The following is a 26,785-nucleotide window of genomic DNA, read 5'->3' on the forward strand; positions in this document are numbered from 1 at the left end:
TAATTTTTAATAATTGAATAATTAATTTTATATCTTTATCCCTTTACTAACTAAATTTTTAAGATCAAAAGCAATGAAAAGAGTATTTTCTATTCTAGTTATCACAGCTGTAATCGCGTTAGGCAATCTTACAGCTCAAGCAAATACTGCACCTCTTATGACTGTTAATACAACAGCTATCGCGGCAGCAGTTCAAGATGAAGCCGCAGACGAGGCAGCAGCCGATGAGACTGAGTCTTTATCCTTTACACAAGAGTTAAAAAAGCGTTTTATAGAAGGTGGTCCTGGCTTTATGGGGATCGTTCTTTTATGTCTTATTTTAGGTCTTGCAATTGCAATTGAGCGTATTATTTACCTAAACCTTGCGACTACAAACACTTCTAAATTAGCACAAGATGTAGAAGATGCTCTAAACAGTGGTGGTATTGAGGCTGCTAAAGAAGTTTGCCGTAACACCAGAGGTCCTGTTGCTTCTATTTACTACCAAGGTCTTGACCGTGTAGACGAAGGAGTTGATGCTGCTGAAAAAGCTGTTGTAGCTTACGGTGGTGTTCAAATGGGTCTATTAGAGAAAAACGTTTCTTGGGTATCATTATTTATCGCACTAGCACCGATGCTTGGTTTCATGGGTACGGTAATTGGTATGATCCAGGCGTTTGATAAGATTGAAGCTGCAGGTGATATGCAACCTTCTCTTGTTGCAGGTGGTATTAAAGTAGCACTTTTAACAACTGTATTCGGTCTTATTGTTGCGATTATTCTTCAAATCTTCTATAACTATATCATCGCTAAGATCGATAGTATCGTTAATGATATGGAAGATGCTTCTATCACTTTGATAGATATGCTTGTACGTTACAAGAAGTAATAATCCCTCTTAAATACATAAACAGATTATGTTACATAAAATATTAAAAATTATTGCACTCATCTTGTCTGTTCTTGGAGCCATCTGGCTGGTAAGAATCATTCTTGCGGGTGACACTGCAATAACAGATTCAGCAGACTTACAAGATAGCTTGGTTACTCCATTTATCTTGATCGCATATGCAACCATTGCAATTGCCATTGTATTCGTTTTGGTCTTTGTTCTTAAGAACTTGTTCAGCAGCGGATCTTCTTTAAAGAGTACCTTAATTGGTCTTGGCGCGTTTCTTGCAGTAGTTGTGATATCATACGTTTTGGCTTCAGGAGAAGAAGTTCAGCTTCGTGATGGAGAAGTACTATCAGCTAGTGCATCGCGTTGGGTAGAAGCAGGTATTTATGCCTTCTATATCCTAGCAATTGTTGCAATTGGTGCAATGGTATTTTCAGGTGTAAAGAAATTAGCTAAATAAAAAAGTATTATGGCAAAAAGATCAGCTCCAGAAGTTAATGCAGGTTCGATGGCAGATATTGCCTTCTTACTCCTTATTTTCTTCCTGGTAACTACAACAATTGAGACTGATAGCGGTATTAGCCGTAAATTACCACCCGAGTTGGATGAAAATATGCCACCTCCACCGGTAATTAAAGAACGTAACTTATTTACAGTAATTGTTAACAGCAATGACGAGCTACTTGTTGAAGATAAAGTTATGGAGCTTAAGGACCTAAGAGCAGCTGCTGTTGAGTTTTTAGACAATGGTGCAGAGGACTGTTCTTATTGTCAAGGTGCTAAAGATCCTAACTCTTCTGTTAATCCTACAAAAGCGATTATTTCGCTAGTAAATAACAGAGGAACTTCTTACAAACGCTATATCGCAGTTCAGAACGAACTTGTGGCTGCATACAACCAGTTACGTGATCGCGTTGCTCAAGAACGTTACGGTGAGTCTTTCATAGCTATGGAAGCTCGTTACAACGACCCTCGTACTTCAGATGCGAATAAGGATAAATTAAAACCGAAACTTGAATTGATTCGTGAGCTTTATCCAGAGAAACTCTCTGAAGCAGAGCCTAAAAAGAGTTAAAAACATTTAACATTAAAATCTATGTCTAAATTTAATAAGAAAAAAAGTGGTGATTTACCAGCTATTTCTACGGCATCGCTGCCGGATATAGTTTTCATGTTACTTTTCTTTTTTATGGTTGCTACCGTAATGCGAGAAAATACGCTAATGGTAAAAAATGATTTACCTACAGCAAACCAAATTGAGAAACTTGACAAGAAAGATCTTGTTATGTATATCTACGCTGGGGAGCCTGTTGATCGCTTTAAAGGTGTTTATGGTTCATCTGCAAAAATTCAATTGAATGATAAAATTTCAGATGTTTCACAAATTCAAGATTTCATTTATGAAGAGCGCGCAAGTAAACGTGAGGAACTTGTTCCTTTCTTAACTACTGCCCTTAAAGTAGATGGAGACAGTAATATGGGTCTTATCTCAGATATCAAGCAAGAACTGCGTAAAGCAAACGCTCTAAAAATTAATTATGTTACCAAATCTGGTGACGCCGTTGAAGCCAACGATTAATATACTCTTAGAGTTAATTGCATATCTCTTAAAATTTAAGAAAACGTCCTGATCATTTCAGGGCGTTTTTTTGTTTCTTTAAACCGTATTTAATTGACTGAATGAAACGTCTTTCTCTACTAATATTTTTAAGTTTTACTGCAATAAGCCTTGCACAAGACTCTATAGTAACCACTATTGATACCGCAAGCGTTTACCAAAAATATAGAGAAGATCAATTTTATCTAGGTCTTACTTTTAACCTGCTTACCAATAAGCCGGAAGCAATGGAGCAAAATGGCTTTAGCGGTGGCTTGCAGTTTGGTTTTATACGGGATATGCCGATAAACAAACAGCGTAATTGGGCTATTGGCGTTGGAGCCGGTATTTCCATGAATACCTATAATCAAAATCTTTTTGTTGGGGAAACCACTTCAGAAGAGAGTATTTTTCAGATCATAGATGATCAAACTGACTACAACAAGAACTGGTTTACGACCTATCTGGTTGAAACACCCATACAACTACGTTGGAGAACCTCTACGGCGACCGATTACAAATTCTGGCGTATTTATACCGGATTGCAGTTAGGCTACGTCTACGCTTATAAATTCTATTTTGAACAACAGGACAACGCGGTAACACAAACCGATGTTCCCGAATTTGATCGCTACCGTATGGGACTGACGTTCACTTTCGGATATGACACTTTTAACTTTTTCATTTATTACAACCTGAATCCTATATTTAAAGATTCGGCGCAAATTGATGGAAGTCCTATCGAACTCAACAGTCTTAAACTCGGCCTTATGTTTTACATTTTATAAAAGTAGAACATCAAAAACTGTGGGATACCACCTACAAAAAGCCCCACAAGTAATTCGGTCATGGTGTGTGCTTTTAATTCTAGTCTACTGGCTGCTGTAAATCCTAAACCAAGAATGAGCAGCCCAATGATCACAAGATAATTGGCATTATAAATCATACTCAAGGCGATCACAAAGCACAAAACACCGCTTACACCTACCATATGCAGGCTGGTCTTAAAGTTCAGCATAATAAGGATAAATGAAGTTGCTGCTGTTATTAAAATTCCTAAGAAGAAAATATAAAGTTCCGGAAATTCGTAACCATTAATAATAATCCGAATAATCAAAAGGATAAGACCTACTTGCACTAAAAGTGGAATTCTACGCTCTTTAACCTCTCGTAAGTGTACTGAGGAAACCAGTTTTACACTTTCTAATAAAAAGTAAAACAACACCGGTACGACAATGGTAAGTATGCTCACCGCAAACAATTTAGCATACATAAAACTCTGCGGAACAAATTTAGGCGTGACCGAAAAATAAATACCCACACCAAGAAGGGGCATAAAGAGCGGGTGCATCAGCACCGAAAAGAAACGTAAAAAATACTTCATTAAATTTCTTTTCGAAGTCGGGCTACGGGTACATCTAACTGCTCGCGATACTTAGCAACCGTTCTTCTTGCAATAGGATAGCCTTTTTCTTTCAAGATCTTGGCCAATTTATCATCGGTTAAAGGTTTACGCTTATCTTCCTCCTGAATTGTGATCTCTAATATTTTTTTGATCTCCCGTGTAGAAACTTCTTCCCCTTGATCATTGGTCATACTTTCACTGAAAAACTCCTTGATAAGCTTAGTTCCGTATGGGGTGTCAACATATTTACTATTGGCAACACGAGACACTGTGGAAACATCCATCTCGATCTCATCTGCAATATCCTTAAGGATCATTGGACGTAAATTACGCTCATCACCGGTCAAAAAATATTCCTTTTGATATTCCATAATGGCGCTCATCGTTACAAACAATGTTTGCTGACGTTGCTTTATTGCTTCAATAAACCATTTTGCGGCATCTAACTTCTGCTTGATAAAGAGTACCGCATCTTTTTGCGACTTGCTCTTTTCTTTAGCTGCTTTATAACCCTTAAGCATATTTGTATACTCCCGAGAAACGTGCATTTCCGGAGCATTACGGCCGTTTAAAGTCAACTCCAATTCTCCATCTCTAATATTGATAGTAAAATCTGGAATCACATGTTCTACGACTTTGGTATTTCCGGAATAGGATCCACCCGGTTTTGGGTTAAGATGCTCGATCTCGTCAATAGCATCTCTCAACTGATCTTCTGTAATATCAAATTTTGAAAGCAAACGGGAATAATGCTTTTTGCTAAAATGATCAAAAGCATCGGTTAAAATTGCTATAGCTAAGGCAACCGCTTCGGTTTCTTCTTTACGTTTCAGCTGAATCAACAAACATTCTTCAAGACTACGCGCTCCTACTCCTGCCGGATCCAAGTTTTGGACAATTCTTAAAATTTTCTCGAGTTCGTCTTCCGAAGTATAAATGTTTTGCGTGAAGGCCAGATCATCCATCAGATCAACCAACTCTCTACGCAAATAACCGCTTTCATCCACGCTACCTATGAGAAATTCTGCAATTTCCATCTGCTCATCACTGAGTCTATACGTGTGCAATTGCCCCATTAAATGCTGCGTAAATGAAGTTCCTGATGCGTAAGGCACCTGGCGTTCTTCATCATCAGCACTGTAATTATTACTGTTTAAGCGATAACTGGGGATCTCGTCATCAGACAGATAATCATCAACATCGATTTCGGTTTCGATCTTTTCAGAATCGTATTCCTCATCTGCGCTGTTGTCAAACTCCTCATACTCATCTCTCGCATCTTCCTTGCCGCTATCAAGCGCCGGATTTTCTTCAAGCTCTTGCTTTACGCGCTGCTCAAAAGCCTGCGTAGGCAACTGAATAAGCTTCATCAACTGAATTTGTTGCGGTGAAAGCTTTTGCGAAAGTTTGAATTTGAGTTGTTGTTTGAGCATATACTTTTAAGAATCTGTTCTTACAAAAATAAAAAAATGCATCAACCGATGCATCAGAATGTTTTGTTAACAAAAAATACGCCAAAAATTAATTTTACACTGCTTGCGCCCTTAAGAGAACATCGGATTAAAAATTTCAGCTACAGCGTTAACCTTAATTGCGTAACCCCCTTTGACGACAAGAACCAACTAAAATGTCAGCTTTTGATCGTGTTCTCAAAAGACAACATACTTAAAAAACTAGGGGACGAAAATATTATTCTTAATAGCATAGATCACCAATCCCGTGCGGTTTTTTAAACCTAGTTTTTGAAAAACCGATTCTCGATAACCTTCAATAGTTTTAGGACTTAAAAACATTTTTTCAGCGATCTCTTTATAGGTCATTTCGGTGCAGGCGTGTTTGATAAATTCGATTTCTCGTTCTTTTAAAACGATCTCCTGATCTTTTAAACGCTCCGTTTTCTTGACAATACGTTCAACCGTATTGGTATAATAATATCCGTGCTCAAGCACTTCATTTAAAGCTTGCTCTAAAATAGATTTGCGCGTATCTTTTAATAAATACCCCTTAGATCCGGCGCGAATCATTTGCATCACCACGCCCTCTTCTTCCTCTACCGAAAGCGCCAGCACCTTGATCTCGGGATAGTGCTTTGTTAAATACTGCGTAGTTTCGACTCCGCCCATCACGGGCATTTTTACATCCATAAGTACAACGTCTGGCTGCATGTCAGGATTGGCCTCAACAAAGTCTACCAACTCTCTTCCGTTAACCGAAACGTTGACAACTTCAAAATTCTCAAAACGTCTTACCAATCCCGCAATGGCCTCTGACAGCAAGGTGTGATCGTCTACTAAAGCAACTTTATACATATTCTAATTTCTAATCTAAAGGATAATATAATTTTAATTGAGTTCCAGCCCCGGGAATAGAACTTATACGTGCCTGTGCTCCTATCAATTGGGCACGTTTATCTATGTTACTTAAACCTATACCGCGCTCTAACAGTTTCTCTGCGTCAAACCCTACCCCATCATCTAGCGCAGTGATCTCTAAAGCATCTGCTTTAAACTGAACACGTATCTGCAGTTTAGACGCCTTAGAATGCTTCATCGTGTTACTCATAAACTCTTGTACAATCCTAAACAAAATGATTTCTGCTTTAGGATTAAGTTGCACAGGATCACCGATCAAGTCATACGTTGCTGAAAGAAATTTTAAACGATTAAAGCGTGCCACTTCACTATCTAAAGATTTTAAAAGGGATTGCCCGTTAATCGCTTCCGGATTTATAGATTTTGACAACGCCCTGAGCTCATTTAAGCCCGTTCCTATCGTTTCTGCGACTTCGAGCATATCTTCGCCATCTTCTATATTTTGGGCTTTAATCTTGGCTAAGGTGAGCAATTGACCAATATTATCGTGTAATTCCCAACTGATGTTACGTAAAGTTTCTTCGCGTATCTCTATTTGGGTTTCTGCAATAGCGCGTTCGTAGCGTTTTTCGGCTTCAATTTGCTCGCGAAGCAAGCTGTTTTTACGCTTCATAAATACTGAAAACAGGACAAATACGATGATCGCCAGTAGGAATAATACCAGCAGAACTACTAAAATGAGTAACAATTGCGTATCCTGATCCATCAATTAGCTAGTTACTTTACTGTGGCATTCTAGATCTATATAGACCATAAGCAAATATTATATACATTATACAAGATACGCCAAAGCCAATATTCCGTATTAATGCAAAAAAGGAAACTCTTGGATCTGAGGCATCGGTCACATTTAGCCAACCTACATAAGTAACAATGGAAATTGGAAGTTTTACGACTAAAGAAATTAATAAACCAAGACCGACATATACGAGCATACTATCAGCTATTTTTGAAATACTAGAGGATTCTATAACTTCAATAAAACTAAGCAGTATGATTATTAGAAGCGAAAAATCTCCAATCATTCTTGGAACAAATAGATACTCTTCAACAAAATTTGACGAAAATCCATAGTATAAAAAACTTAATGCCCAAACCAGAAACAAAATAATCAGCAACACTCTAAATCTAAGTTTACTGAGAAAATTATAAAATAGTAAATAATAGGTCAAAACGTATATGACATCACGAATATTGAAGAAAACACTGGTATTATATCCAACACCTATCACATAGTATGCTCCTGATACAATTTCATTCAAAAAATTATAACCCAGGAAAAAAATAAACCATGCAAAAGCTGTTTTCTTGTATTTTTTCCAATAAATAATTCCTACAATTACAGGAATTACCTCACAAACAAGCGATAAAATACTTAATGGATTACCTGTAAAAACAGCAAGCCTTTTTTCCCAATCTGATAAGACGTTTATTAATAACATCACTTAAGATGAGTACTAAAAATCATTTTCATCCTGATATGGGGGAGGTATTAACCCAACATCATCTCCAGACATAGATTCAATAGTTTCTCCATCTTCAACAGCTAGCTCACCATCCTTAGAGTTTAGAATATCACCTACCATCTCTGCACGTTTTTTTCCATCTACACCCGTAACAATAGCATAACTCACCGTATCTTTTGTACCATCTGAAAGTGTAAATTCTGCAGCGGGATTTAAAAACAAAGTAGCCCTTCCTTTTTTATCACTTTGAGGAAAATCATTCTTATACTTTCCAAAATAAAAACGCATTTCTGCAATCTCAACTCCTGCAGAATCCGCTTGCTTTTCGATATAAGCAATATATTCCTTAAACGCTTTGTACGGCATCGTAACTGCTCGTGTCGCTTTTTTATAATTAGCATCCTCTTTAGGAATGGTATCGCCTTCTTCGGTGATGTTTTCAGCGAGCTCGATAAGCGCAACACGACTGTTACCGTAATTTTTATACAACGAATCTGCCTGAGCTAAGGGAATAATATTAGACGGAGCACCTAGAATTGGCGTTTCCGCCTCCTCGCACTCGCAAGGTTTTTCGCAAGAAGTAATCAAAAATGCAGCAGTAAGCACCGCTGCAACTAGGGTAGTTTTTTTCATCTGTTGGATTTTAAAATAGTTAGGTGTAAAATAGACATCTTTTTTTTCACTAGGAAAAAACACTTTTAAAAAGGGGGTTTTTCCCCGTAGCATTTTTAATCCCAAAAAAAAGCCCGATTTAAAAATTTAAATCGGGCTTTTTTTTAATTTATTGCTCTGTTTAAAACTCAGCGTTTTGCGGAAAACGTGGATAAGGAATCACGTCTCTAATATTGGTCATTCCGGTTGCGAATAATACTAAACGCTCAAAACCAAGACCAAAACCACTGTGCACACAGCTACCAAAACGGCGGGTATCTAGATACCACCACAGTTCTTCTTCTGGGATGTCTAGCGCTGCCATTTTTTCTTGCAACACTTCTAAACGCTCTTCTCGCTGCGAACCTCCTACGATCTCACCAATTCCGGGGAAGAGAATATCCATTGCGCGTACAGTTTTGCCGTCTTCATTTAAGCGCATATAAAAAGCTTTGATATTTGCCGGATAATCAAACAAAATCACCGGGCACTTGAAGTGCTTCTCTACAAGAAAACGCTCGTGCTCACTTTGCAAGTCGGCTCCCCAAGTTTCAATAGGATACTTGAACTTTTTCTTTTTGTTGGGCTTCGAGTTTTTAAGAATCTCGATCGCCTCTGTGTAGCTCACTCGCTTAAAGTTATTCTCTAAAACAAACTTCAATTTCTCACGTAAAGGCATTGGCGCACGCTCTGCTTCGGGTTTGCTTTTATCTTCCTGGATCAACCGATTTTCTAAAAACTCCAGATCATCTTGGCAGTTATCCATCACAAACTGAATCACATATTTGATAAAGTCTTCCGCCAGATCCATATTCATATCCAGGTCGCAAAAAGCAACTTCCGGCTCGATCATCCAGAATTCTGCCAAGTGACGGCTCGTATTTGAATTTTCAGCTCTAAAGGTTGGCCCAAAGGTGTAAATCTGTCCCAGACCCAACGCATAGGTTTCTCCTTCTAATTGACCAGAAACCGTCAAATTGGTTTCCTTTCCGAAGAAATCCTTTTTATAATCAATGTTTCCATCTTCATCCTTCGGCGGATTTTTCATGTCTAAGGCAGTCACTTTAAACATCTCGCCAGCGCCTTCTGCATCACTACCGGTTACAATAGGCGTATTCACATAATAAAAACCTTCTTTCTGAAAGTATTGATGCACAGCAAAGCTCAATTGCGAACGCAAACGCATCACTGCCCCAAAAGTATTGGTACGCACGCGTAAATGGGCTTGCTCACGCAATTTCTCTAGCGTATGACGTTTAGGCGATAAGATGGTTTTCTTCACCTCTTCAGGATCTGCATCACCTAGAATTTTAATTTCTTTAGCTTCAACTTCAACAGCCTGACCACCGCCCTGACTTTCGATAAGATTTCCGGTAACGGCGATTGCAGCACCTACGGTAATACGTTTTAAAAGCTCTGGATCTGTATTTTCAAAATCAACGACACACTGTAAATTATTAAGCGTAGAACCGTCATTTAGCGCAATAAAGCGGTTGGCTCTAAACGATCTCACCCATCCTTTTACGGTAAGTTCGTGCCCCTTGGGCTCTTCTTTTAAAATGTGTACAATGGTTTTTCTCATAGTTATAGAATCAAAACGTCTTGAGACGTGATTGGCTAAGTTCTGTAATTCAAGTTTGATACGCGACAAAGATAAATTTTACATCAGATTGCCGCAAAACTGGCTGAAAATTTAAACGGAATTATTCTTTGTCTAATTCTTCGAGCACTTCTTCATCTTCTACTTCGTCCAGAATGTGGATCGCAGGTTTTTTAAAATCTTCTTTGTTGGCGATATTTCGCTCTAGCGAAAGCAACAACGACGGAAGCAATAACAAGTTAGATAACATCGCAAAGATCAAGGTTACCGAAACCAAACCTCCCAATGCAACCGTACCACCGAAGCTACTGATCATAAATACCGAAAATCCAAAGAACAAGACGATAGAAGTATAAAACATACTTACGCCGGCTTCTTTTACCGAAGCATATACTGAACGCTTGATCTTCCAACCGCTGCTTTTTAATTCCTGACGGTATTTGGCCAAAAAGTGAATGGTATCATCTACCGAAATTCCAAACGCAATACTGAACACTAAAATGGTTGAAGGTTTTATAGGCACGCCCAGAAAGCCCATCAATCCGGCGGTGATCAATAAGGGTAGTAAATTCGGGATCAAAGAAACCAAGATCATTTTAAACGACCGGAACATAAACGCCATAAATATGGAGATTAATAAAATGGCCAGCGACAAACTGATGATCAGGTTGTTGATCAAATAATTAGTTCCTTTTTGAAACACCAAAGCCTTACCGGTCAGCGTCACATCAAACTTATCTTCAGGAAAAAGAATACTTATTTTATTGTATAGATTGTCTTCTACGATCTCCATACGATCAGTACCAATATCTTGCATAAAGGTCGTCATACGCGCATACTGCCCGGTAGAATCTACATAACTATCCAGCAGGCCGGCTTCGCTAGAAAAGCTTTGCGCATAAGGTAAAATAAAGTTGCGCTCGTTTGAAGTAGGTAATTGATAATACTGCGGATCCCCATTGTAAAAAGCCTGCTTTCCATACTTTACCAGATTCACAATAGAAATAGGCTTAGAAAGCTCTGGAGTTTCTGAGATGGTCGTTGCCAGCTCGTCCATACGTTTTAAGGTTGGCAACTTCATCACGCCTTTAGGACGCTTAGTATCGATCAAGACTTCAAGTGGCATTATCCCGTCAAACTCACTTTCAAAGAACTTGATGTCTTTGTAAAACGTCGTGTTTTTGGGCATATCTTCAATCAAACTGCCTGAAACTTTTATTTGATAAATACCTATCATGCTTACGATAAGTAAGATCACGGTACTGATGTAGATCGTGATGCGGCGATCGCGCACCATACGTTCAATCCAGTTTACAAAACCTTCGATCCAGGTTTTCCCCAAATGTTTTAAATGACGCTCTTTTGGCGGGGACATGTAGCTGTAAATGATAGGAATGATCAGCAAGCTCAATAAAAATATCGCCAGAATATTGATCGAAGCCACAATACCAAATTCTTTCAGCAGCGAACTCTGCGTTAAAATAAATGTTGCAAAACCCGAAGCGGTCGTGATGTTGGTCATCAAGGTTGCGTTACCAACTTTTGTGATCACACGCTGAAGCGCCTTGATCTTATTTCCGTGGTTTTTGTATTCCTGCTGGTATTTATTGATCAGAAAGATACAGTTTGGAATCCCGATCACAATAATCAATGGTGGAATTAACGCGGTAAGCACGGTAATTTCATAACCTAACAAACCTAGGAATCCAAATGCCCACATCACCCCGATCACCACAGTGATCATCGAAATAAAAGTTGCTCGGTAGGATCTGAAAAAGAAGAAAAAGATAAGCGAGGTTACCAATAGTGCTCCACCTACAAACCAACCAATTTCACTGATGATCGTTGCACTGTTTAGTGTGCGTATGTACGGCATCCCGCTAGTATGCACTGTGATCCCGGTCTCTTCTTCAAATTGATCAATCAACGGAATGAGGTCATCTACAATAAAATCTTTCCGCGCTGCGGTATTAACGATGTCCTTTTTAAGATACACCGCACTGCGTACCGTACCGGTCTCTTTATTATAGATCAGTCCTTCATAAAAAGGCAAGTCTTTAAAAAGCTTTTTCTTGAGCGCCTCTGCTTGCACTTTAGTATTTACAGAACCGTCTACAAAAGGAATCATCTCAAAACGCTTAGGTTCCTCTTGCTTCTGAAGTAGTTTTAAATCCTTAAGAGATACCGAAAGCGCGACTTCATTAAAATCATTAATGGTATCAGAAAGCGCGTTCCATTTGTTAAGCGTTTCGGGAGTAAAAAGCGTAGAATCTTTTATTCCGAATACGATAAGATTTCCTTCTTCTCCAAATTGATCAAGAAATTTGTTGTATTCCAGATTGACTTCGTGATCATCCGGCAGTAAGTTGGCCTCGGTGTAGGTAAATCGCATGTACTTCCACTGTGTGCCTAAAAACACAGTAAATGCAGCAACCAGAAAAAGAATAAAGAGTCTGTTGCGTAAGATAAGGCGTGCGACACCGTTCCAAAATCCGTAACCCAATAGCTTGGTCATCGTCCTAATTTAAGAGGCGCAAAGATACTCATTTAAGAACGAATAGCCTTTGCCATAAATCAAAAACAAAATCCGCAGAAAAGCGAAGGTTTTACACTGAGGACCTTACGGAATCCTAATTTGAAAATCTATTTACAACTGAAGGTTGAACGTAAACTTGAACGCAATGTTATCTGCAAAACTAGGCAGGCTATACGCCCCGTAGCGGTAGGTTAAACTCGTACCGAAGCCAAAAAGAATCTTGTTGATTTCAAAGCCGGTTTCAGTATAGCCTTTATCAAGAGTCCCAAAACTTACATCCTGATGGCGCGCTATGTTTGAGATATCCCCAATGGCATAACGGGTGATGAATACCATTTCGGGCTTGAATTTTTCGCCTAAATTAAACGGCCGCAAATGATGTTTTACTTGCAGCGTCGCAATACGATCTGAAAAGAATTCCCCAAAATACATGGTTTCAAAACTATTTACACCCGCCACCGAAAAACGCTGCATAATAGTTTCTTTTGTAGGCGCATTGGGATACGCGTGAAATAAATGCGTCAACGGCACTTCGCCAAATGCCATCTTTCCTTCAATCAAAAATTCGGTGGTTGATTTATTGAGGCGTTCTACTTGATAGTAAAATTTTGCTCCCACTCTGGTAAAATCAAAATCTCCATCAAACAAGCCCGAAATTCCTTTAGAAACTTGCGCGGTAACCTTAGGATAGCCATCGTAGATCTCAACTGTTCCCTTCTCAGAACGCATAAACTTACTCGACGGACTCCAGCGAACTCCAAAAGTGGCTTCGGTGATATCATATTCCCTATACGACTGATCGCCCAACACAAAGGTGTAGTCTTGGGTTTGAATGATATTGGTTTTGGCAAATTGTAATTCTGATAAAATCTTTGGCGTGATTTGATATTCTTGATTCAGTCGGAGTGTTTTATAGTCAAAAAACTGCGTGATATTCACCAAACGCGGCTCAAATAAAGAGTATACCCGGCGATCTGTTAAATAGTTAAAGCTACCTACTTCCTGCAAGTCATCGTTATAGGTTAAACTCAACCAAGCTCCGTGAGATTCATTGAGCATAATTCCTCCGCCGACGCCGTATTTTAACGCCTTATCTTTAAAACCATAAGCTGTGTAGCCTTCTAGCCTGAACCTTTGCGAAAACGAAGCATTGGTCACTCCGCCCAAGCCCAGTCGCAAACCTTCATAATTGTTATACTTTACGGGATAGGTCAAATCAAAATCAAAAAAATCAACCGTGTAGTAGCCAATCCCAAAGTTGTTGATGACTGCTAAACGACGCTCAATATTCTGAGTTTCTACAATGTTATTGAGGTAGTCAAAACTATTAAGGTCTCGCTGCGTCAATGCTTGTGAGCGGTATTTTTTCCAGAAGGATTCGGGTTTATTTTCTGCGCCTTCCATCACTTCAACCGCTAGATTGGGATGCTCGATCTCCTCGTCTTCAGAAAGGTTAAAATTGGCATTGTACGAAGTAGAAAGCAAGTACCTGCCTTCTATCGCCTCTTTAACCGGGTTGCGCTCGATGGTTCCTACGGAAACTTTTCCTCTAAAAAGCGACAACCGTTTTGAGGTTTCGCCCTTTTCAATATAAAGTTTACTTGACTTGGGGAGGTAAACAGCCTCCTCCTTAAGATACGTGTAATGCTGCTCAATACGAGCGACAAGCTCATCGTTAATTGCGATATGTACCCGCTGAATGGCTAAAGATTCTTGATCTAGATACAATATCCCTTCTAGCCCGGGAATAGTTTGTGGTCTTTTTGGCTGAAAAGCCACCGCATAACTAGGACGTTCTAAAATAGTGGTATCCCCAACAAGTTGATAATCATAATTCTTGAGTCCACGGGAAGAAAGTGGCCCTGCGTAACGGTAATTGAAGATCACAAAATCTTCATCATAAAAGGAGCGCGACTGCAAGGTGATCCCAAGCACTTCATAACGGGGTTCTTTAAAACCGGCCATATTAAGGCCCAGCACTTCTTCTTTAAAACCCGAATATGCATCAAACTCATTTTTTGAAACCTTTTCGGTAAAAAAAGAATGGGCGTTGGTTTCACGTTCTAAGGAGTCTGTGATGATAGTTTTCTCGTAAGTGGTATAGCTGTAATGCGGCAGCGCCTCTTGAGGATTATTTTGCTCTGCCGCCAAAATAGCACGTTGCGTTAACGAATCGACAGCTATGCTTTTTTGCTGGGCAAATGCACTATTTTGCAGCAAAAGAAACAGAAACAAGCAGAAAATAAGTTGTTTAAACATTATCACCGAAGAACTTAGGGACTAAAAATACTATAAAAAAAGCGACCCCAGGGTCGCTCTTAGCATGAGTTTAACGAGAACTAGACGGTAAGAATTTCTTTTTCCTTAACTGCTAGTAGTTCGTCAATTTTTTTGATGTATTTATCAGTTAAATCCTGAACATCTACTTCTGCATTTCGGCATAGATCTTCTGCAAGACCCTCTTTCTCCAGCTTTTTAATATCGTTATTTGCAGATTTACGATCGTTACGCACACCTACTTTTGCATCTTCTGCTTCAGCTTTAGCTTGTTTTACCAAATCTCTACGGCGCTCTTCAGTCAACGGCGGAACATTGATAATCACGCTTTCACCGTTATTCATAGGATTAAAACCAAGATTGGCATTCATAATTGCCTTTTCAATCTCTTGAATCATCGCTTTCTCCCAAGGCTGAATAGAAATCGTTCTTCCGTCAGGAGTATTCACATTGGCAACCTGAGCCAGTGGTGTTTGACTTCCGTAGTAATCTACCATTACACTTCCTAACATTGAAGGGCTCGCCTTACCGGCACGTATGTTTGCAAATTGCTTTTTTAAGTGATTGATCGCATTTTGCATGCCTTCTTCAGTTCCGTCAAGTATAAATTGAATGTCTTCGTTCATAGCTTTATTTGTTCGTTGCTTTTTTTCAAACCAACCAAAAATACTAAATTATAAATTTACTGTAGTACCTATATTTTCTCCTTCAACAACTTTGAGCAAGTTGCCCTGTTTGTTCATATCAAATACGATGATGGGGAGCTCATTCTCCTGACTTAATGTGAATGCGGTTGTATCCATCACTTTTAGTCCCTTCTGTAAAACATCTTCAAAACTGATGAAATCAAATTTTACAGCCTTCTCATCTTTTTCAGGATCGCTGGTGTAAATTCCATCTACGCGCGTTCCTTTTAAAATCACATCTGCGTGAATCTCAATGGCTCTTAAAACCGCTGCAGAGTCAGTAGTAAAATATGGATTCCCGGTTCCTCCACCAAAGATCACCACACGCCCTTTTTCTAAATGACGAATGGCGCGACGTCTAATAAAAGGTTCTGCAACCTCATTGATCTTTACCGCACTCTGTAAACGGGTTTGAATACCCGCTTCTTCTAGAGCACTCTGCAATGCAAGACCGTTGATCACAGTGGCGAGCATTCCCATATGATCCCCTTGTACGCGATCCATACCGCGGCTGGCTCCGGCAACACCTCTAAAGATATTTCCACCACCGATTACAATGGCTACTTCTACCCCTTGATCAAGTACTTTTTTAATTTCTTCTGCATACTCAGCAAGTCTATCTGGGTCTATACCGTACTGGCGTTTTCCCATTAATGCTTCACCTGATAATTTTAAAAGAATGCGTTTGTATTGCATGGCGTAGAAAAATTTTTGACAAATATAAGCTTAAATGACATTTGAGAAAAAGAAAGAATGCAAGGCATAAAAAAAGGCCACCAATAGGCAGCCTTCTTACTTAGTATTTTGTCAGAACGAATTAAGCTAAGCTTACACGCTTAAAGCCTACTACTTCTGCATCACCTTTACTTGCAACATATTTTGCAACGTTGATGCTCTCATCCATAATGAAAACTTGATCCAACAAAGCTTTCTCATTATCAAGAGTAGTGTTGTCAGAAACAAAACGCTCAATTTTACCAGGAACGATACGATCCCAGATTTTTTCTGGTTTTCCCTCTGCTTTCAATTCTTCTTTGATATCTGCTTCTGCCTGAGCCATAACTTCTGGAGTTAACTGAGACATAGAGATGTATTGTGGTACGTTTTTAAGGGTTTTTCCTAAACGACCTAACTCGATGTTTTCTTTTTCGATCGCAGCAATGCGTGCTTCGGTTTCTGAAGCAACAAATTCTGGATCAAAATCTTTGTATGATAACGTGGTTGCCCCCATAGAAGCTACCTGCATAGAGACTGTTTTTGCAACTTCTTCTGCGTTATCTGAAGCTTGAGATAAACCGGTTAAAGCACCAATTTTGTTACCGTGTACATAAGAACCAACAAATGGAGCTTCTAAAAGTTCAAAACCACCAATTTCTAGTTTCTCACCAATTACACCTGTTTGCTCGATCAATTTTTCTTCAACAGTCATCCCTTTAAAGTCTGCTGCTAAGAACGCTTCTTTAGTGTCAAAGTTGATCGCGATATCACCAAGTTCATTTGCTAACTCTACGTAAGAATCATTTTTAGCAACGAAATCGGTCTCACAGTTTAATGAAAACACAACACCACGGTTGTTTGCATCATTGATTTTTGCTACCACAACTCCTTCGCTAGAATCGCGGTCTGCTCTTTTTTCAGCAACTTTTTGTCCTTTTTTACGAAGGACAGCGATTGCTTCATCAAAATCACCATCAGCTTCTACAAGTGCATTTTTACAATCCATCATACCTGCACCGGTAGCCTTTCTAAGTTTATTTACTTCTGCGGCTGTTATTTTTGCCATTTTAAATACGTTTTATGAGTTAAAACAAAAGTCGTTTAGTTTAGTGCAAAAATGCAGTATACTAAACGACTTTACTTATTATCAAATTGTTAAATACTATTCTTCTTCGTCGTTAGCTACAGCTTTAGCTTTTGCCTTTGCCGGCTTAGCTGCTTTATCTTTCTTGCCTTCACCAGATTTTTCTTTTCCGGCTTTGCGTTCTGAAAGACCTTCTACGATAGCATCAGCAACGTTAGAAATGATTTTCTCAATAGATTTTGAAGCGTCATCATTAGATGGGATAGCATAATCAACCTGACGTGGATCAGAGTTGGTATCAACCATCGCAAAGATTGGAATGTTTAATTTTTGAGCTTCTTTAATCGCAATGTGTTCACGTTTGATGTCAACTACAAATAGTGCACCTGGCAGACGAGTCATATCCTCGATAGAACCTAAGTTCTTCTCAAGTTTTTCACGCATACGGTTCATTTGTAATTGCTCTTTTTTAGACAAGCTATCAAAACGACCGTCTTGTTTCATACGATCTACAGTTTGCATTTTCTTAACCGCTTTACGTATAGTTACGAAGTTGGTTAACATACCTCCAGGCCAACGCTCTGTGATGTAAGGCATTTTTGCACGAGTTGCTTGTTCTGCAACAATCTCTTTAGCTTGTTTTTTGGTAGCTACAAAAAGTATTTTTCTACCTGAAGCTGCAATTTTACTTAGTGCTTCTGAAGCTTCGCTAAGTTTAGCAGCAGTTTTGTATAGATTGATGATGTGAATCCCATTACGCTCCATATAAATATATGGTGCCATGTTAGGATCCCATCTTCTGGTAAGGTGACCAAAGTGTACACCTGCATCCAGTAAATCCTTTACATTTTCTGTTTTTGCCATTTTGACTTTAGTTTACGTTCCCGTTGTAGTAGCAATATGCAAGTGGTCTTCTTAATGAATCGCCAAGCACATTTAGATGCTAAACTAATTTCCTGATCACTCAGGACAACGACTTAATTTTTAAATTAATTTCTTTTCGCTTTCAAAAACTGAATGAAAAATAAACTCCATAAAGATTGAAACACGATTGCTGTTAACGTTTTGAGAATTGGAATTTCTTACGCGCTTTCTTCTGACCGAATTTCTTACGCTCTACCATTCTTGGGTCTCTTGTTAACAAACCTTCCGGCTTAAGGATACCTCTGTTCTCTGCATCTACTTCGCACATTGCTCTAGAAAGAGCTAAACGTACAGCTTCTGCTTGTCCTGTGATACCTCCACCATAAACGTTTACTTTTACGTCAAAGTTTTTATCATTTTCAGTCATTACTAATGGCTGATTAACTTTGTACTGTAACGTTCCTGTTGTGAAGTATTCTTTAAGATCACGCTTGTTGATGGTGATATTACCAGAACCAGGAGCTAAATAAACACGAGCAACGGCGGTCTTTCTACGACCAATTTTGTGAATTACTTCCATTTACTTGAGTTCGTTAATGTTAATTGCTTTAGGTTTTTGCGCTTCCTGCCCGTGTTCTGCACCGGCATAAACCTTTAAATTGCGATAGATCGCACTACCTAATTTGTTTTTAGGCAACATACCTTTAACTGCATTTTCGATAAGACGCGCAGGGTCTTTACCATACAATTCTTTTGCAGTAAGGCTTCTTTGACCACCAGGATAACCCGTGTGACGGATGTAAGACTTTGCGTCCCACTTTTTACCTGTTAAGTTGATTTTAGAGGCGTTGATAACAACAACATTGTCTCCGCAATCAACGTGTGGTGTGTAGTTAGTTTTGTACTTCCCGCGTAACAGTTTTGCTACTACAGAAGACATACGCCCTAACGTTTGTCCTTCAGCATCAACAACAACCCACTCTTTGTTTACGGTGTTTTTGTTGGCAGATACTGTTTTGTAACTTAATGTGTCCACACTGTTTTATTTAATTATTAAACATTCCATTTCCCGCCTTCAATCGCTCGCGCGTGAAAACAGGGGTGCAAATGTACAATTATATATTTAGATAGCAAACAGAGGTTTGCGAATAATTTATACCGTTAAAAAACTTTAAAATAGCACTTTAATCTAACCCAAAAAGAATTCTCTTTTTAAATTTGATGTTCATCAGGACTAAAATACTAATGATGAAAAAAATCTTACCCCTAGTTTTAACACTTTTACTCTTCTCTCAAGCTTTATTTGCTCAGATTGGTATTGGCACCACAGCTCCAGAAGCTAGCCTAGATGTGCAGTCTGTTGCTAATGGCGGTATGCTCATTCCACGCGTAGCACTTACTAGCACTACAGATAATACTACGGTAGTTAACACAGACAGCGGAGCCCTTGCCGAAAGCACCTTAGTCTATAACGACGGTACAGGCGGCTTAACTCCTGCCGGATTTTATTATTGGAAAGGTACACTATGGGAGAAATTAGCAGATAACACTGATTCTAGAACATACACTGGAAAACTGAGAATAACATCCACTGGCTCCATAAATATTAACACCCTACCTTTCTCTCCTACAGCAATTACATTTACAGCTTATGCCAATGTAGAAAACTATACTCTTGATAGCGACAATGCTGCCTCTAATAATAATTCAGGAATTGCAAATTCGTTCGGTTACATGACTGGATTTGCAAACAACCACTCAGGATCAATTGCACAGCAAGTCATTTGTGGAGGCGGTAGTGGTAACTCAATTAATGACATTTCAAGATATGCATCTCCTAATCACTGCATAGGAATAAGATACGCAAATCAGAATGGAGACAAATTAGGGATTACGTCTGCAAGCTTGACGTCATTTGACAACAATGGATTCACACTAAATGTAGACAGTTATGCAGATGGGCTAGTAATAATCTATACCGCATACAGGTAGAGATCACATATAATTAAAGCAACACGTTGCAAATAATTAATTACAAGCCCAGACCGTACCAATCAAATCGTAATTCTTTACAAAGCATATAAATAGGCTTTTTGAAAATTGAAATATTGGCTCCCTTAAATAGGAAAGAAATTTTTTCCTTCCATAAGTCGCAAATAGGCATTGGTCACGCTGTTATTTCAAAAAGTCAGCAAAAACCTTAACAAAAATGCTATACTACGCACAAGGATTTTTTTGCATTTAAATTATGTTTTTAACTAAAAACCATATTTTAAATCAAAAATCACCACCTCCACAACTCAATTTACATACTTCTCAATAAAAAAGACCTTCAATTGAAAATCTTGTAATTTCAATTGACATTTAACATACTTTTCGACACTTAATCAATATGTATGTTAAATGATAAAAAAATTATTATTTAGTTTCTTAATGTGCTTGCTAAGCCTGTCGGCTTTCGCACAGCAAAAGACCGTGACAGGTACCGTAACTGGTGCAGACGGCACTCCGCTTCCGGGAGTAAATGTAGTCATCAAAGGCGCCACCGGTAGAGGTACGCAGACTGACTTTGACGGCGCCTACACTATCGACGCCAGCTCAAATGAAACCTTAGTATTTTCATTTGTGGGCTTTGAAACGCAAGAGCAGCTTGTGGGTACAAAAACTACATTAAATGTAACCCTTGCAGAAAACACCGAATCACTAGACGAGGTAGTGGTAGTAGGGTACGGTGTTCAACGCAAGCGTGACTTGACCGCTTCGGTATCTCAAGTCAAGGGAGATGACATCGCAAACTTGGTTACTCCAAGTTTTGAATCTCAACTAGCAGGACGCGCTGCCGGGGTACAGGTTACTACACAGACCGGAATTATTGGTGAAACTCCACGTTTCAGAATACGAGGTATTGCTTCAATCGATTCGGGCACATATCCGTTAGTAGTTGTTGATGGTATTCCTATTTACACCGGTGACTTAGGCGGTTACGCTTCCAACAACGCTTTAGGTGACGTAAACCCTGCCGATATTGAATCTGTAGAAATTCTAAAAGATGGTTCGGCTACTGCAATCTATGGATCACGCGCTGCAAACGGTGTTGTTTTAATAACTACCAAAAAAGGTCGCGAAGGAAAAATGACTATCAATTACAACATGTCTGCAGGTTTTGCAAGACCGGTAAACACGTTTAATCTCTTAGGCGCTTCAGACTTTGTTACCATAAGTAATGAAAAGCGCAGCAACCGCGGACAAAGCGATTGGGCTGCAGGAACCGAATTCAATACAGATTGGCAAGATCTTGTTTTAAATGACAATGCTTTTCAACAGGATCATAGCGTTTCTTTTTCTGGCGGAACACAGTACACGAAATATTATTTGTCTTTAGGCTATACTGAGCAAGAAAGTATTGCACGCCCTAATGACTTTGTACGTTATACTTTTAGATCAAATATTGAGCAGAAAATCAAAAGTTGGTTATCTATGGGGGTAAACGCAGGTTTAACCCGCTCTGAGTACAACGGTTTAAACACCGGCACCAACTCACTTTCAGGCAACATTTTTAATGCGAGCCGTCAGCATCCTAACGTTTCTCCTTATGATGTAAATGATCCTACAGGCTATAATTTAGATGACACATTCCCTGATCGTATGGGACGCGGCACCAACTTAGAAACCGTAGGAGATAACATCCCAAACATTATGTTTGCGATTGAGAACAACTCGTACTACTCTAAAGTAAACCGTGTTATTGGGAACGTTTATGCAGATATCAAACCCGTTTCTACGATCAACTTTAGAACTCAAGTTAGTATTGATCAAACCAACACCACAGGTTTCTTATTCTGGAGCCCGATTCACGGTGATGGATATGGCTCAAACGGACGTGTGCAAAACAGTAATACTGACCTTACCCGCTGGAACTGGCAAAACGTATTGAGCTACAACGAGACTTATGGAGAAGATCACAATGTTTCACTTACACTAATTAATGAATATCAAAAATCAAGAGACCAAAGTTTCTTCGGCACAGGTACAGATCTAAGCAACGAGTTTTTCAATCAAAACCTCATCAGCAACTCGTATGGTGTTCAAGGTTCTGGTGGAAGCTTAAGCGAGAATGGTTTGATTTCCTATGCTGGTCGTTTGAATTATAACTACAAACAGAAGTATTTCCTTCAGGGAACCTTACGTAGAGACGGACTTTCTTCATTACCATTTGAAAACCGCTACGGAACTTTCCCAGGAGCTTCTTTTGGATGGACTGTAAGTGAAGAATCATTTATGCAAGGCATTAAAGAAACCCTTTCTGACTTCAAAATCCGTGGTTCGTACGGAAAAGTCGGTAACACAGACATTGGCAACTACCCTTATTTAGGACTTTATGGCGCTGCAAAATATGGCGACACTAATGGTATTGGTTATGTTCAATTTGGTAATGATCAGCTGCGTTGGGAAACCAGTATTAAATATGACTTAGGTGTTGATCTTGCTTTTTTACGCAATCGCATTACCTTTAGTGCAGACTACTTTAAAAACGACACCGATGACTTGATCTTAGATCTCGAAACTCCTATGTCTTTTGGTGTACCTAATAACAGCTACCGCGCAAACATTGGTAAAATTCAAAACACCGGTTATGAATTTGCTGTAGATGCACGTATTCTGGATAAAGAATTTAGATGGAATGTTTCTGCTAACATCTCCTTTATCGACAACGAAGTGATCGCTTTAGTTAACGGTCAGGATCGTATAGGCACTAACACGATCACTCGTGAAGGAGAATCAATCAACTCTATTTACGGTGTGCGGTATTACGGAACAAATCCAGAAAATGGTAATCCGGTTTATTACAAAGCAGATGGAAGCTTAGTTCAAGGCAACCTGCCCGGTTCTAGTTATTCGGTTTTTGATCCTGCAAATCCTGCTGATGTTTCTCAAGCTGCTTCTTTAAGCGCTGCAGACGATCGTGTGATTTTAGGTCAATCCCTTCCTAAATATTTTGGAGGTTTAAATTCTTCTATGAATTACAAAAACTTCGATCTAGGATTTTTATTCCGCTTTAGCGGCGGAAACAAAATCTTCAATGCTACCCGTAGAGATTTATTAAACCAAAACTTTACAAACAACAGCACTGAGATCTTAGGAAGATGGCAAAGTGTAGAAAATCCAGGTGATGGATGGACCCCCAGATTATATGCATCTACAAACACCACTACCAACTTAACTTCAATAGCGACTTCACGTTTTCTTGAAGACGGCGATTTTATCAAATTAGATAACATCACTTTAGGATACAGCCTACCTGCTGATACCGCTACACAATTAGGTATCACTAAGCTTCGCCTGTATTTACAAGCGCAAAACGTATGGACGATTACTGATTACTCAGGCTTAGATCCAGAAATGGAATCTGCAGGTGTTGACCTTAACGGTACACCCAGAGCAAGCATTTTTTCTTTTGGTCTTAATCTAAGTCTATAACCTTATTACTATGAAAAAACGAATTTTAAATATGAAATATTCCGGCGCTGTTAAACCACTTCTTCTCGTTTTAGGATTAAGTGTCTTTTACAGCTGTCACGAAGAAAATGTTCTCGAACTAGAGCCTTTTAACCAAATCTCTGAAGACGCTGCGTTTTCTACCGCAGATCTTGTTGAACTATCAGTAACCGGTATGTACAATGCGGCTCAAATAGGAGTGTATACCGGCACAGGGCGTGGGTATCCTTTTGGGGCTGCTTTTGTACAGCAAGGAGATAACCGTGGTGAAGATGTGGTAAACGTTGCTACCTTTTATCAGCTTACCTACACCGGCACCTACGACCCCACTACAGCAAATAACGTGTATTACTGGAGCGATACCTATCGCTTAATCAACAGAGCAAACATCGTTCTTGAAGGAGTACAGACCGCGTTAGACAATGGGATCATCACTCAGGAACAAGCTGACGACTACGAAGGTCAGGCAAAATTCTTTAGAGCTGCTGCACATTTAGAGTTGCTGTTTCATTTTGCAAAACCGTATAACGACACTCCAGATGCATCACATCTTGGGGTTCCTTATAGAGACTACCCGATCAACACTGCAGAGTCTATCGCTACTGCGTTGGAGCAAGGTAGAAACACCGTAGCAGACTGCTATGCCCGAATTTTAGCTGATTTTGATGATGCTGAAAGTCTTTTGCTAAGCAAAGCGGAGCGTGGAGGAACAGACGGAATCATCAGAGCTACAAGCGAAGCTGCAATTGCATTTAAAACCCGTGCCTATTTACATATGCGTAACTGGCCAATGGTTATTCAAGAAGGAACTAAGCTTAATGGAACATATACCTTAACTGCTTCTCCAAACGAACCTTTTGCAAGTGGATATGCTAATACCGAATCTATTTTCTCTATTGAAAATACAGCTTTAAACAATCCCGGTGTGAACGCAGCTTTAGCTTCTCAATATAATCGTCGCGGACTTGTCGTAATCAGCCCAATTATCTGGAGAAATCCTTCTTGGTTAGAAGACGACCTAAGACGTGAAGAAGGAACTTTAGTAACCACACGTTCAGGAGTAAAGTACACTAACAAGTATAAAGATGCTACAAACTACACAGACCCTGCTCCGGTAATTCGTTACGCTGAAGTGTTACTCAATATGGCCGAAGCTTATGCTCGTACTAACGCTGCGGGAAGCGCGCTTACCAATCTTAACTTGGTACGCAACAGATCGCTCGCAGCACCTACAACTCAAGCCTATGTGAGCACCAATTTTGCAACTCCAGCTGCTTTGGTCAATGCAATCATTACCGAGCGTAGAATAGAATTTGTGATGGAAGGAAGACGTTGGCCAGACATTCACCGTCTACAACTTGATGACTTAGCACCCGTAAGTGGTGTTCCTCAAAAAGTGGCTAACGGCACACCTACTGCCGAAAGCTATACTTTAGGCACCGCATATTCCGGACCTTATGGTGTAGATGCTATTCCTTATAGCGCAACTGCATTTTTATGGCCAATACCTCAGCAAGAGATCAACAACAACCCAACTCTTGCTGCGCAGCAAAACCCAGGTTGGTAAACCAACATTTGGTTTCATTAAATATATTTAGCCAAAGAAAAACCCGCTTAAGTTTCTTAAGCGGGTTTTTTAGTTTAATCAATCTTCAAATTTATATTGGGTTTTGCTCCAATAATGGGTTCGCATTTAATGCATCTAGAGGAATCAACCATTGCCATCTGTTATCTCCTGCAGGCACCTCATACACATTATTAATTACTGTTTGTACGTGATTAGCTCCTGTACGATCAAGCGGTTGATTTAAACGCTTTAAATCATAGAATCTAAAACCTTCACCCCAAAGCTCTATTCTTCTTTGAATATATATCTCCTCTTTAAGAGCCTGACCTGAATTGGTTGACAAGGTATACTCAGGATCTCTGTTTGAAGCAAAATCAAACAATACAGAACGCGCTGCTCCTTCATCAATATAGCTTAGCGCTTCAGCTTCTATAAGATACATCTCCCCGGCGCGCATATAAGGCACATCCATTCTACTATCACCGGTTCCTGCGGCTAAGAATTTCTGACTTGTATATGGGAAAAGTGAAAAATTAGACGCAATTGAATATCCCGGAGGCAAACTATCGTGTTGACCAGTAGGATCAAACAACACAGCCCGAATATCTGTTTCAGAAATCTGATCGTAAAGCAAATTATTTATCGCTTTAGGGTTTGTTCTAATATTTGTTGAACTGTAATTTCTTGAAACATACGCTCCGAAATTTCCATAGTAATCGGTTTGATCCTCTTGAATGTAGCTTCCCCACATCCACTCACCATTAGTATAGGTGTTGAAGTTTGCATAGTAATCATCATTAGACATAAGATTATAGTTGGCTCTAGCCTGCGCTGCATAATCTGCCGCAACTTGGTAATTTTGCTGAACCAAAGCTACACGTGCTTTTAACCCTAAAGCCACTGATTGATCTAGATGTGATTTATTAGGTCGCACATAACCGTCAAGCAATTCAATAGCTGCATCAAGGTCTGTATTAATCTGTGCATAAACTTCTTCAACGCTCGCACGAGGTAATGGGTCATTATCAGCGGTCAATCTGATAGGAATTCCCGGTTGTGTATTTTCAGCACCTGCTGAATAACGAATTCCATAAAGTTGAACCATTTGAAAATGAGCCCAAGCTCTATAAAGAGTTGCTTGACCTAAAGCAGCCTGACGTTCTGCAGCATCACCTTCAGCATTTTCTGCTCCATTGATGACTACATTGGCATTTCTTATAATTCGATAATAGGTACGATACGGGAAAAGGTTATCAGAATCATCTGCATTGGTGTGGTCTAACCAACCTGCCGCAGAAACAAACCAACCGTTTCCTCGAGAAGTCATAACAAAATCCTCTCCTAATACATCGTTTTGAATCATTAACGATCCTATACCGCTTCGGCCTTGCGCGCCGTATCTTATGTATAAAGAACGGTGAATACCATTAATTACTAAAAATAGGTTTCCGGTAGTTGACGTAGCGGTCACATCAGAAACGCTTTCGGTAGGCACTTCTTCTAAAAATTCTTCACTACACGATGATAATGCTAATCCCAGCACTACAAAGAGTAAAGTAAACTTAGTTATATAGTTGTTTTTCATAGTTT

At 39.4% G+C, this 26,785-nt stretch carries 24 protein-coding genes; 8 read left to right on the top strand and 16 right to left on the bottom strand.

Annotation, left to right across the window (positions count from 1 at the left end; all coding sequences use genetic code 11):
- Window positions 1–73 precede the first annotated feature (73 nt).
- From LDL79_RS05470 to LDL79_RS05490, 5 genes are all read left to right on the top strand, one after another.
- On the top strand, window positions 74–868 hold the full coding sequence (locus tag LDL79_RS05470; protein ID WP_167598165.1) for a MotA/TolQ/ExbB proton channel family protein: 795 nt from the start codon (window positions 74–76) through the stop codon (window positions 866–868).
- A 28-nt stretch (window positions 869–896) separates the two neighbouring features.
- Window positions 897–1,337 (top strand): hypothetical protein, encoded by a 441-nt coding sequence (locus tag LDL79_RS05475; RefSeq protein WP_072983071.1) that lies wholly within the window; start codon window positions 897–899, stop codon window positions 1,335–1,337.
- 9 nt (window positions 1,338–1,346) lie between these two features.
- Window positions 1,347–1,952 carry an ExbD/TolR family protein gene (locus LDL79_RS05480; RefSeq protein WP_072983070.1) on the top strand — a complete coding sequence of 202 codons (606 nt, stop codon included), beginning with the start codon at window positions 1,347–1,349 and terminating at the stop codon, window positions 1,950–1,952.
- A 21-nt stretch (window positions 1,953–1,973) separates the two neighbouring features.
- Entirely contained in the window at window positions 1,974–2,456 is a 483-nt protein-coding gene (locus LDL79_RS05485) for an ExbD/TolR family protein (RefSeq protein ID WP_072983068.1), read from the top strand.
- Between the two features lie 101 nt (window positions 2,457–2,557).
- Entirely contained in the window at window positions 2,558–3,262 is a 705-nt protein-coding gene (locus tag LDL79_RS05490) for a porin family protein (protein ID WP_225599462.1), read from the top strand.
- On the opposite strand, the gene LDL79_RS05495 is transcribed toward LDL79_RS05490, so the two are convergent.
- The 15 genes from LDL79_RS05495 to rplM all read right to left on the bottom strand — a co-directional run bounded on the left by LDL79_RS05495 (window position 3,250) and on the right by rplM (window position 19,168).
- On the bottom strand, window positions 3,250–3,858 hold the full coding sequence (locus LDL79_RS05495; RefSeq protein WP_225599463.1) for a hypothetical protein: 609 nt from the start codon (window positions 3,856–3,858) through the stop codon (window positions 3,250–3,252). The two genes, LDL79_RS05490 and LDL79_RS05495, sit on opposite strands and share 13 nt — an antisense overlap.
- Window positions 3,858–5,312: an RNA polymerase factor sigma-54 gene (rpoN, locus tag LDL79_RS05500; protein WP_072983063.1), complete on the bottom strand. Its 1,455-nt coding sequence runs from the start codon at window positions 5,310–5,312 to the stop codon at window positions 3,858–3,860. The genes LDL79_RS05495 and rpoN overlap by 1 nt, the downstream gene beginning before the upstream one ends.
- 240 nt (window positions 5,313–5,552) lie before the next feature.
- On the bottom strand, window positions 5,553–6,188 hold the full coding sequence (locus LDL79_RS05505) for a response regulator transcription factor (RefSeq protein WP_225599464.1): 636 nt from the start codon (window positions 6,186–6,188) through the stop codon (window positions 5,553–5,555).
- A 10-nt stretch (window positions 6,189–6,198) separates the two neighbouring features.
- On the bottom strand, window positions 6,199–6,957 hold the full coding sequence (locus tag LDL79_RS05510) for a sensor histidine kinase (RefSeq protein WP_225599465.1): 759 nt from the start codon (window positions 6,955–6,957) through the stop codon (window positions 6,199–6,201).
- 16 nt (window positions 6,958–6,973) lie between these two features.
- Complete coding sequence (locus tag LDL79_RS05515) at window positions 6,974–7,693, bottom strand: hypothetical protein (protein WP_225599466.1); 720 nt, start codon at window positions 7,691–7,693, stop codon at window positions 6,974–6,976.
- A gap of 15 nt (window positions 7,694–7,708) precedes the next feature.
- Complete coding sequence (locus tag LDL79_RS05520; RefSeq protein ID WP_225599467.1) at window positions 7,709–8,350, bottom strand: hypothetical protein; 642 nt, start codon at window positions 8,348–8,350, stop codon at window positions 7,709–7,711.
- A 160-nt stretch (window positions 8,351–8,510) separates the two neighbouring features.
- Window positions 8,511–9,950 (bottom strand): asparagine--tRNA ligase, encoded by a 1,440-nt coding sequence (gene asnS / locus LDL79_RS05525; RefSeq protein WP_225599468.1) that lies wholly within the window; start codon window positions 9,948–9,950, stop codon window positions 8,511–8,513.
- A gap of 121 nt (window positions 9,951–10,071) precedes the next feature.
- The gene (locus LDL79_RS05530; RefSeq protein WP_225599469.1) at window positions 10,072–12,483 is read right to left on the bottom strand and encodes an efflux RND transporter permease subunit; all 2,412 of its coding nucleotides are present in this window, start codon (window positions 12,481–12,483) and stop codon (window positions 10,072–10,074) included.
- A 132-nt stretch (window positions 12,484–12,615) separates the two neighbouring features.
- A complete protein-coding gene (locus tag LDL79_RS05535) occupies window positions 12,616–14,763 on the bottom strand; it encodes a DUF5686 family protein (RefSeq protein ID WP_225599470.1) in 2,148 nt (715 codons plus the stop codon).
- Between the two features lie 80 nt (window positions 14,764–14,843).
- A complete protein-coding gene (gene frr, locus LDL79_RS05540) occupies window positions 14,844–15,407 on the bottom strand; it encodes a ribosome recycling factor (RefSeq protein ID WP_225599471.1) in 564 nt (187 codons plus the stop codon).
- A gap of 48 nt (window positions 15,408–15,455) precedes the next feature.
- Window positions 15,456–16,163: a UMP kinase gene (gene pyrH, locus LDL79_RS05545; RefSeq protein ID WP_072983045.1), complete on the bottom strand. Its 708-nt coding sequence runs from the start codon at window positions 16,161–16,163 to the stop codon at window positions 15,456–15,458.
- A gap of 121 nt (window positions 16,164–16,284) precedes the next feature.
- Window positions 16,285–17,250 (bottom strand): translation elongation factor Ts, encoded by a 966-nt coding sequence (gene tsf / locus LDL79_RS05550; RefSeq protein WP_072983043.1) that lies wholly within the window; start codon window positions 17,248–17,250, stop codon window positions 16,285–16,287.
- Between the two features lie 96 nt (window positions 17,251–17,346).
- Complete coding sequence (gene rpsB, locus LDL79_RS05555; protein WP_072983041.1) at window positions 17,347–18,132, bottom strand: 30S ribosomal protein S2; 786 nt, start codon at window positions 18,130–18,132, stop codon at window positions 17,347–17,349.
- A gap of 193 nt (window positions 18,133–18,325) precedes the next feature.
- Window positions 18,326–18,712 carry a 30S ribosomal protein S9 gene (gene rpsI, locus LDL79_RS05560; protein WP_072983039.1) on the bottom strand — a complete coding sequence of 129 codons (387 nt, stop codon included), beginning with the start codon at window positions 18,710–18,712 and terminating at the stop codon, window positions 18,326–18,328.
- On the bottom strand, window positions 18,713–19,168 hold the full coding sequence (gene rplM, locus LDL79_RS05565) for a 50S ribosomal protein L13 (RefSeq protein WP_072983038.1): 456 nt from the start codon (window positions 19,166–19,168) through the stop codon (window positions 18,713–18,715).
- A 209-nt stretch (window positions 19,169–19,377) separates the two neighbouring features.
- Here rplM and LDL79_RS05570 point away from each other — a divergent pair, with 209 nt between their 5' ends.
- The 3 genes from LDL79_RS05570 to LDL79_RS05580 all read left to right on the top strand — a co-directional run bounded on the left by LDL79_RS05570 (window position 19,378) and on the right by LDL79_RS05580 (window position 25,195).
- Window positions 19,378–20,124, top strand: a complete 747-nt coding sequence (locus LDL79_RS05570; RefSeq protein WP_225599472.1) for a hypothetical protein — start codon at window positions 19,378–19,380, stop codon at window positions 20,122–20,124.
- 411 nt (window positions 20,125–20,535) lie between these two features.
- Window positions 20,536–23,610, top strand: a complete 3,075-nt coding sequence (locus tag LDL79_RS05575) for a SusC/RagA family TonB-linked outer membrane protein (protein WP_225599473.1) — start codon at window positions 20,536–20,538, stop codon at window positions 23,608–23,610.
- A 10-nt stretch (window positions 23,611–23,620) separates the two neighbouring features.
- Complete coding sequence (locus LDL79_RS05580) at window positions 23,621–25,195, top strand: RagB/SusD family nutrient uptake outer membrane protein (protein WP_225599474.1); 1,575 nt, start codon at window positions 23,621–23,623, stop codon at window positions 25,193–25,195.
- 91 nt (window positions 25,196–25,286) lie between these two features.
- Here LDL79_RS05580 and LDL79_RS05585 read toward each other — a convergent pair whose 3' ends face one another.
- Entirely contained in the window at window positions 25,287–26,780 is a 1,494-nt protein-coding gene (locus tag LDL79_RS05585; RefSeq protein ID WP_225599475.1) for a RagB/SusD family nutrient uptake outer membrane protein, read from the bottom strand.
- Window positions 26,781–26,785 lie beyond the last annotated feature (5 nt).

The organism is Leeuwenhoekiella palythoae, assembly GCF_020310025.1.
GTDB lineage: Bacteria > Bacteroidota > Bacteroidia > Flavobacteriales > Flavobacteriaceae > Leeuwenhoekiella > Leeuwenhoekiella palythoae.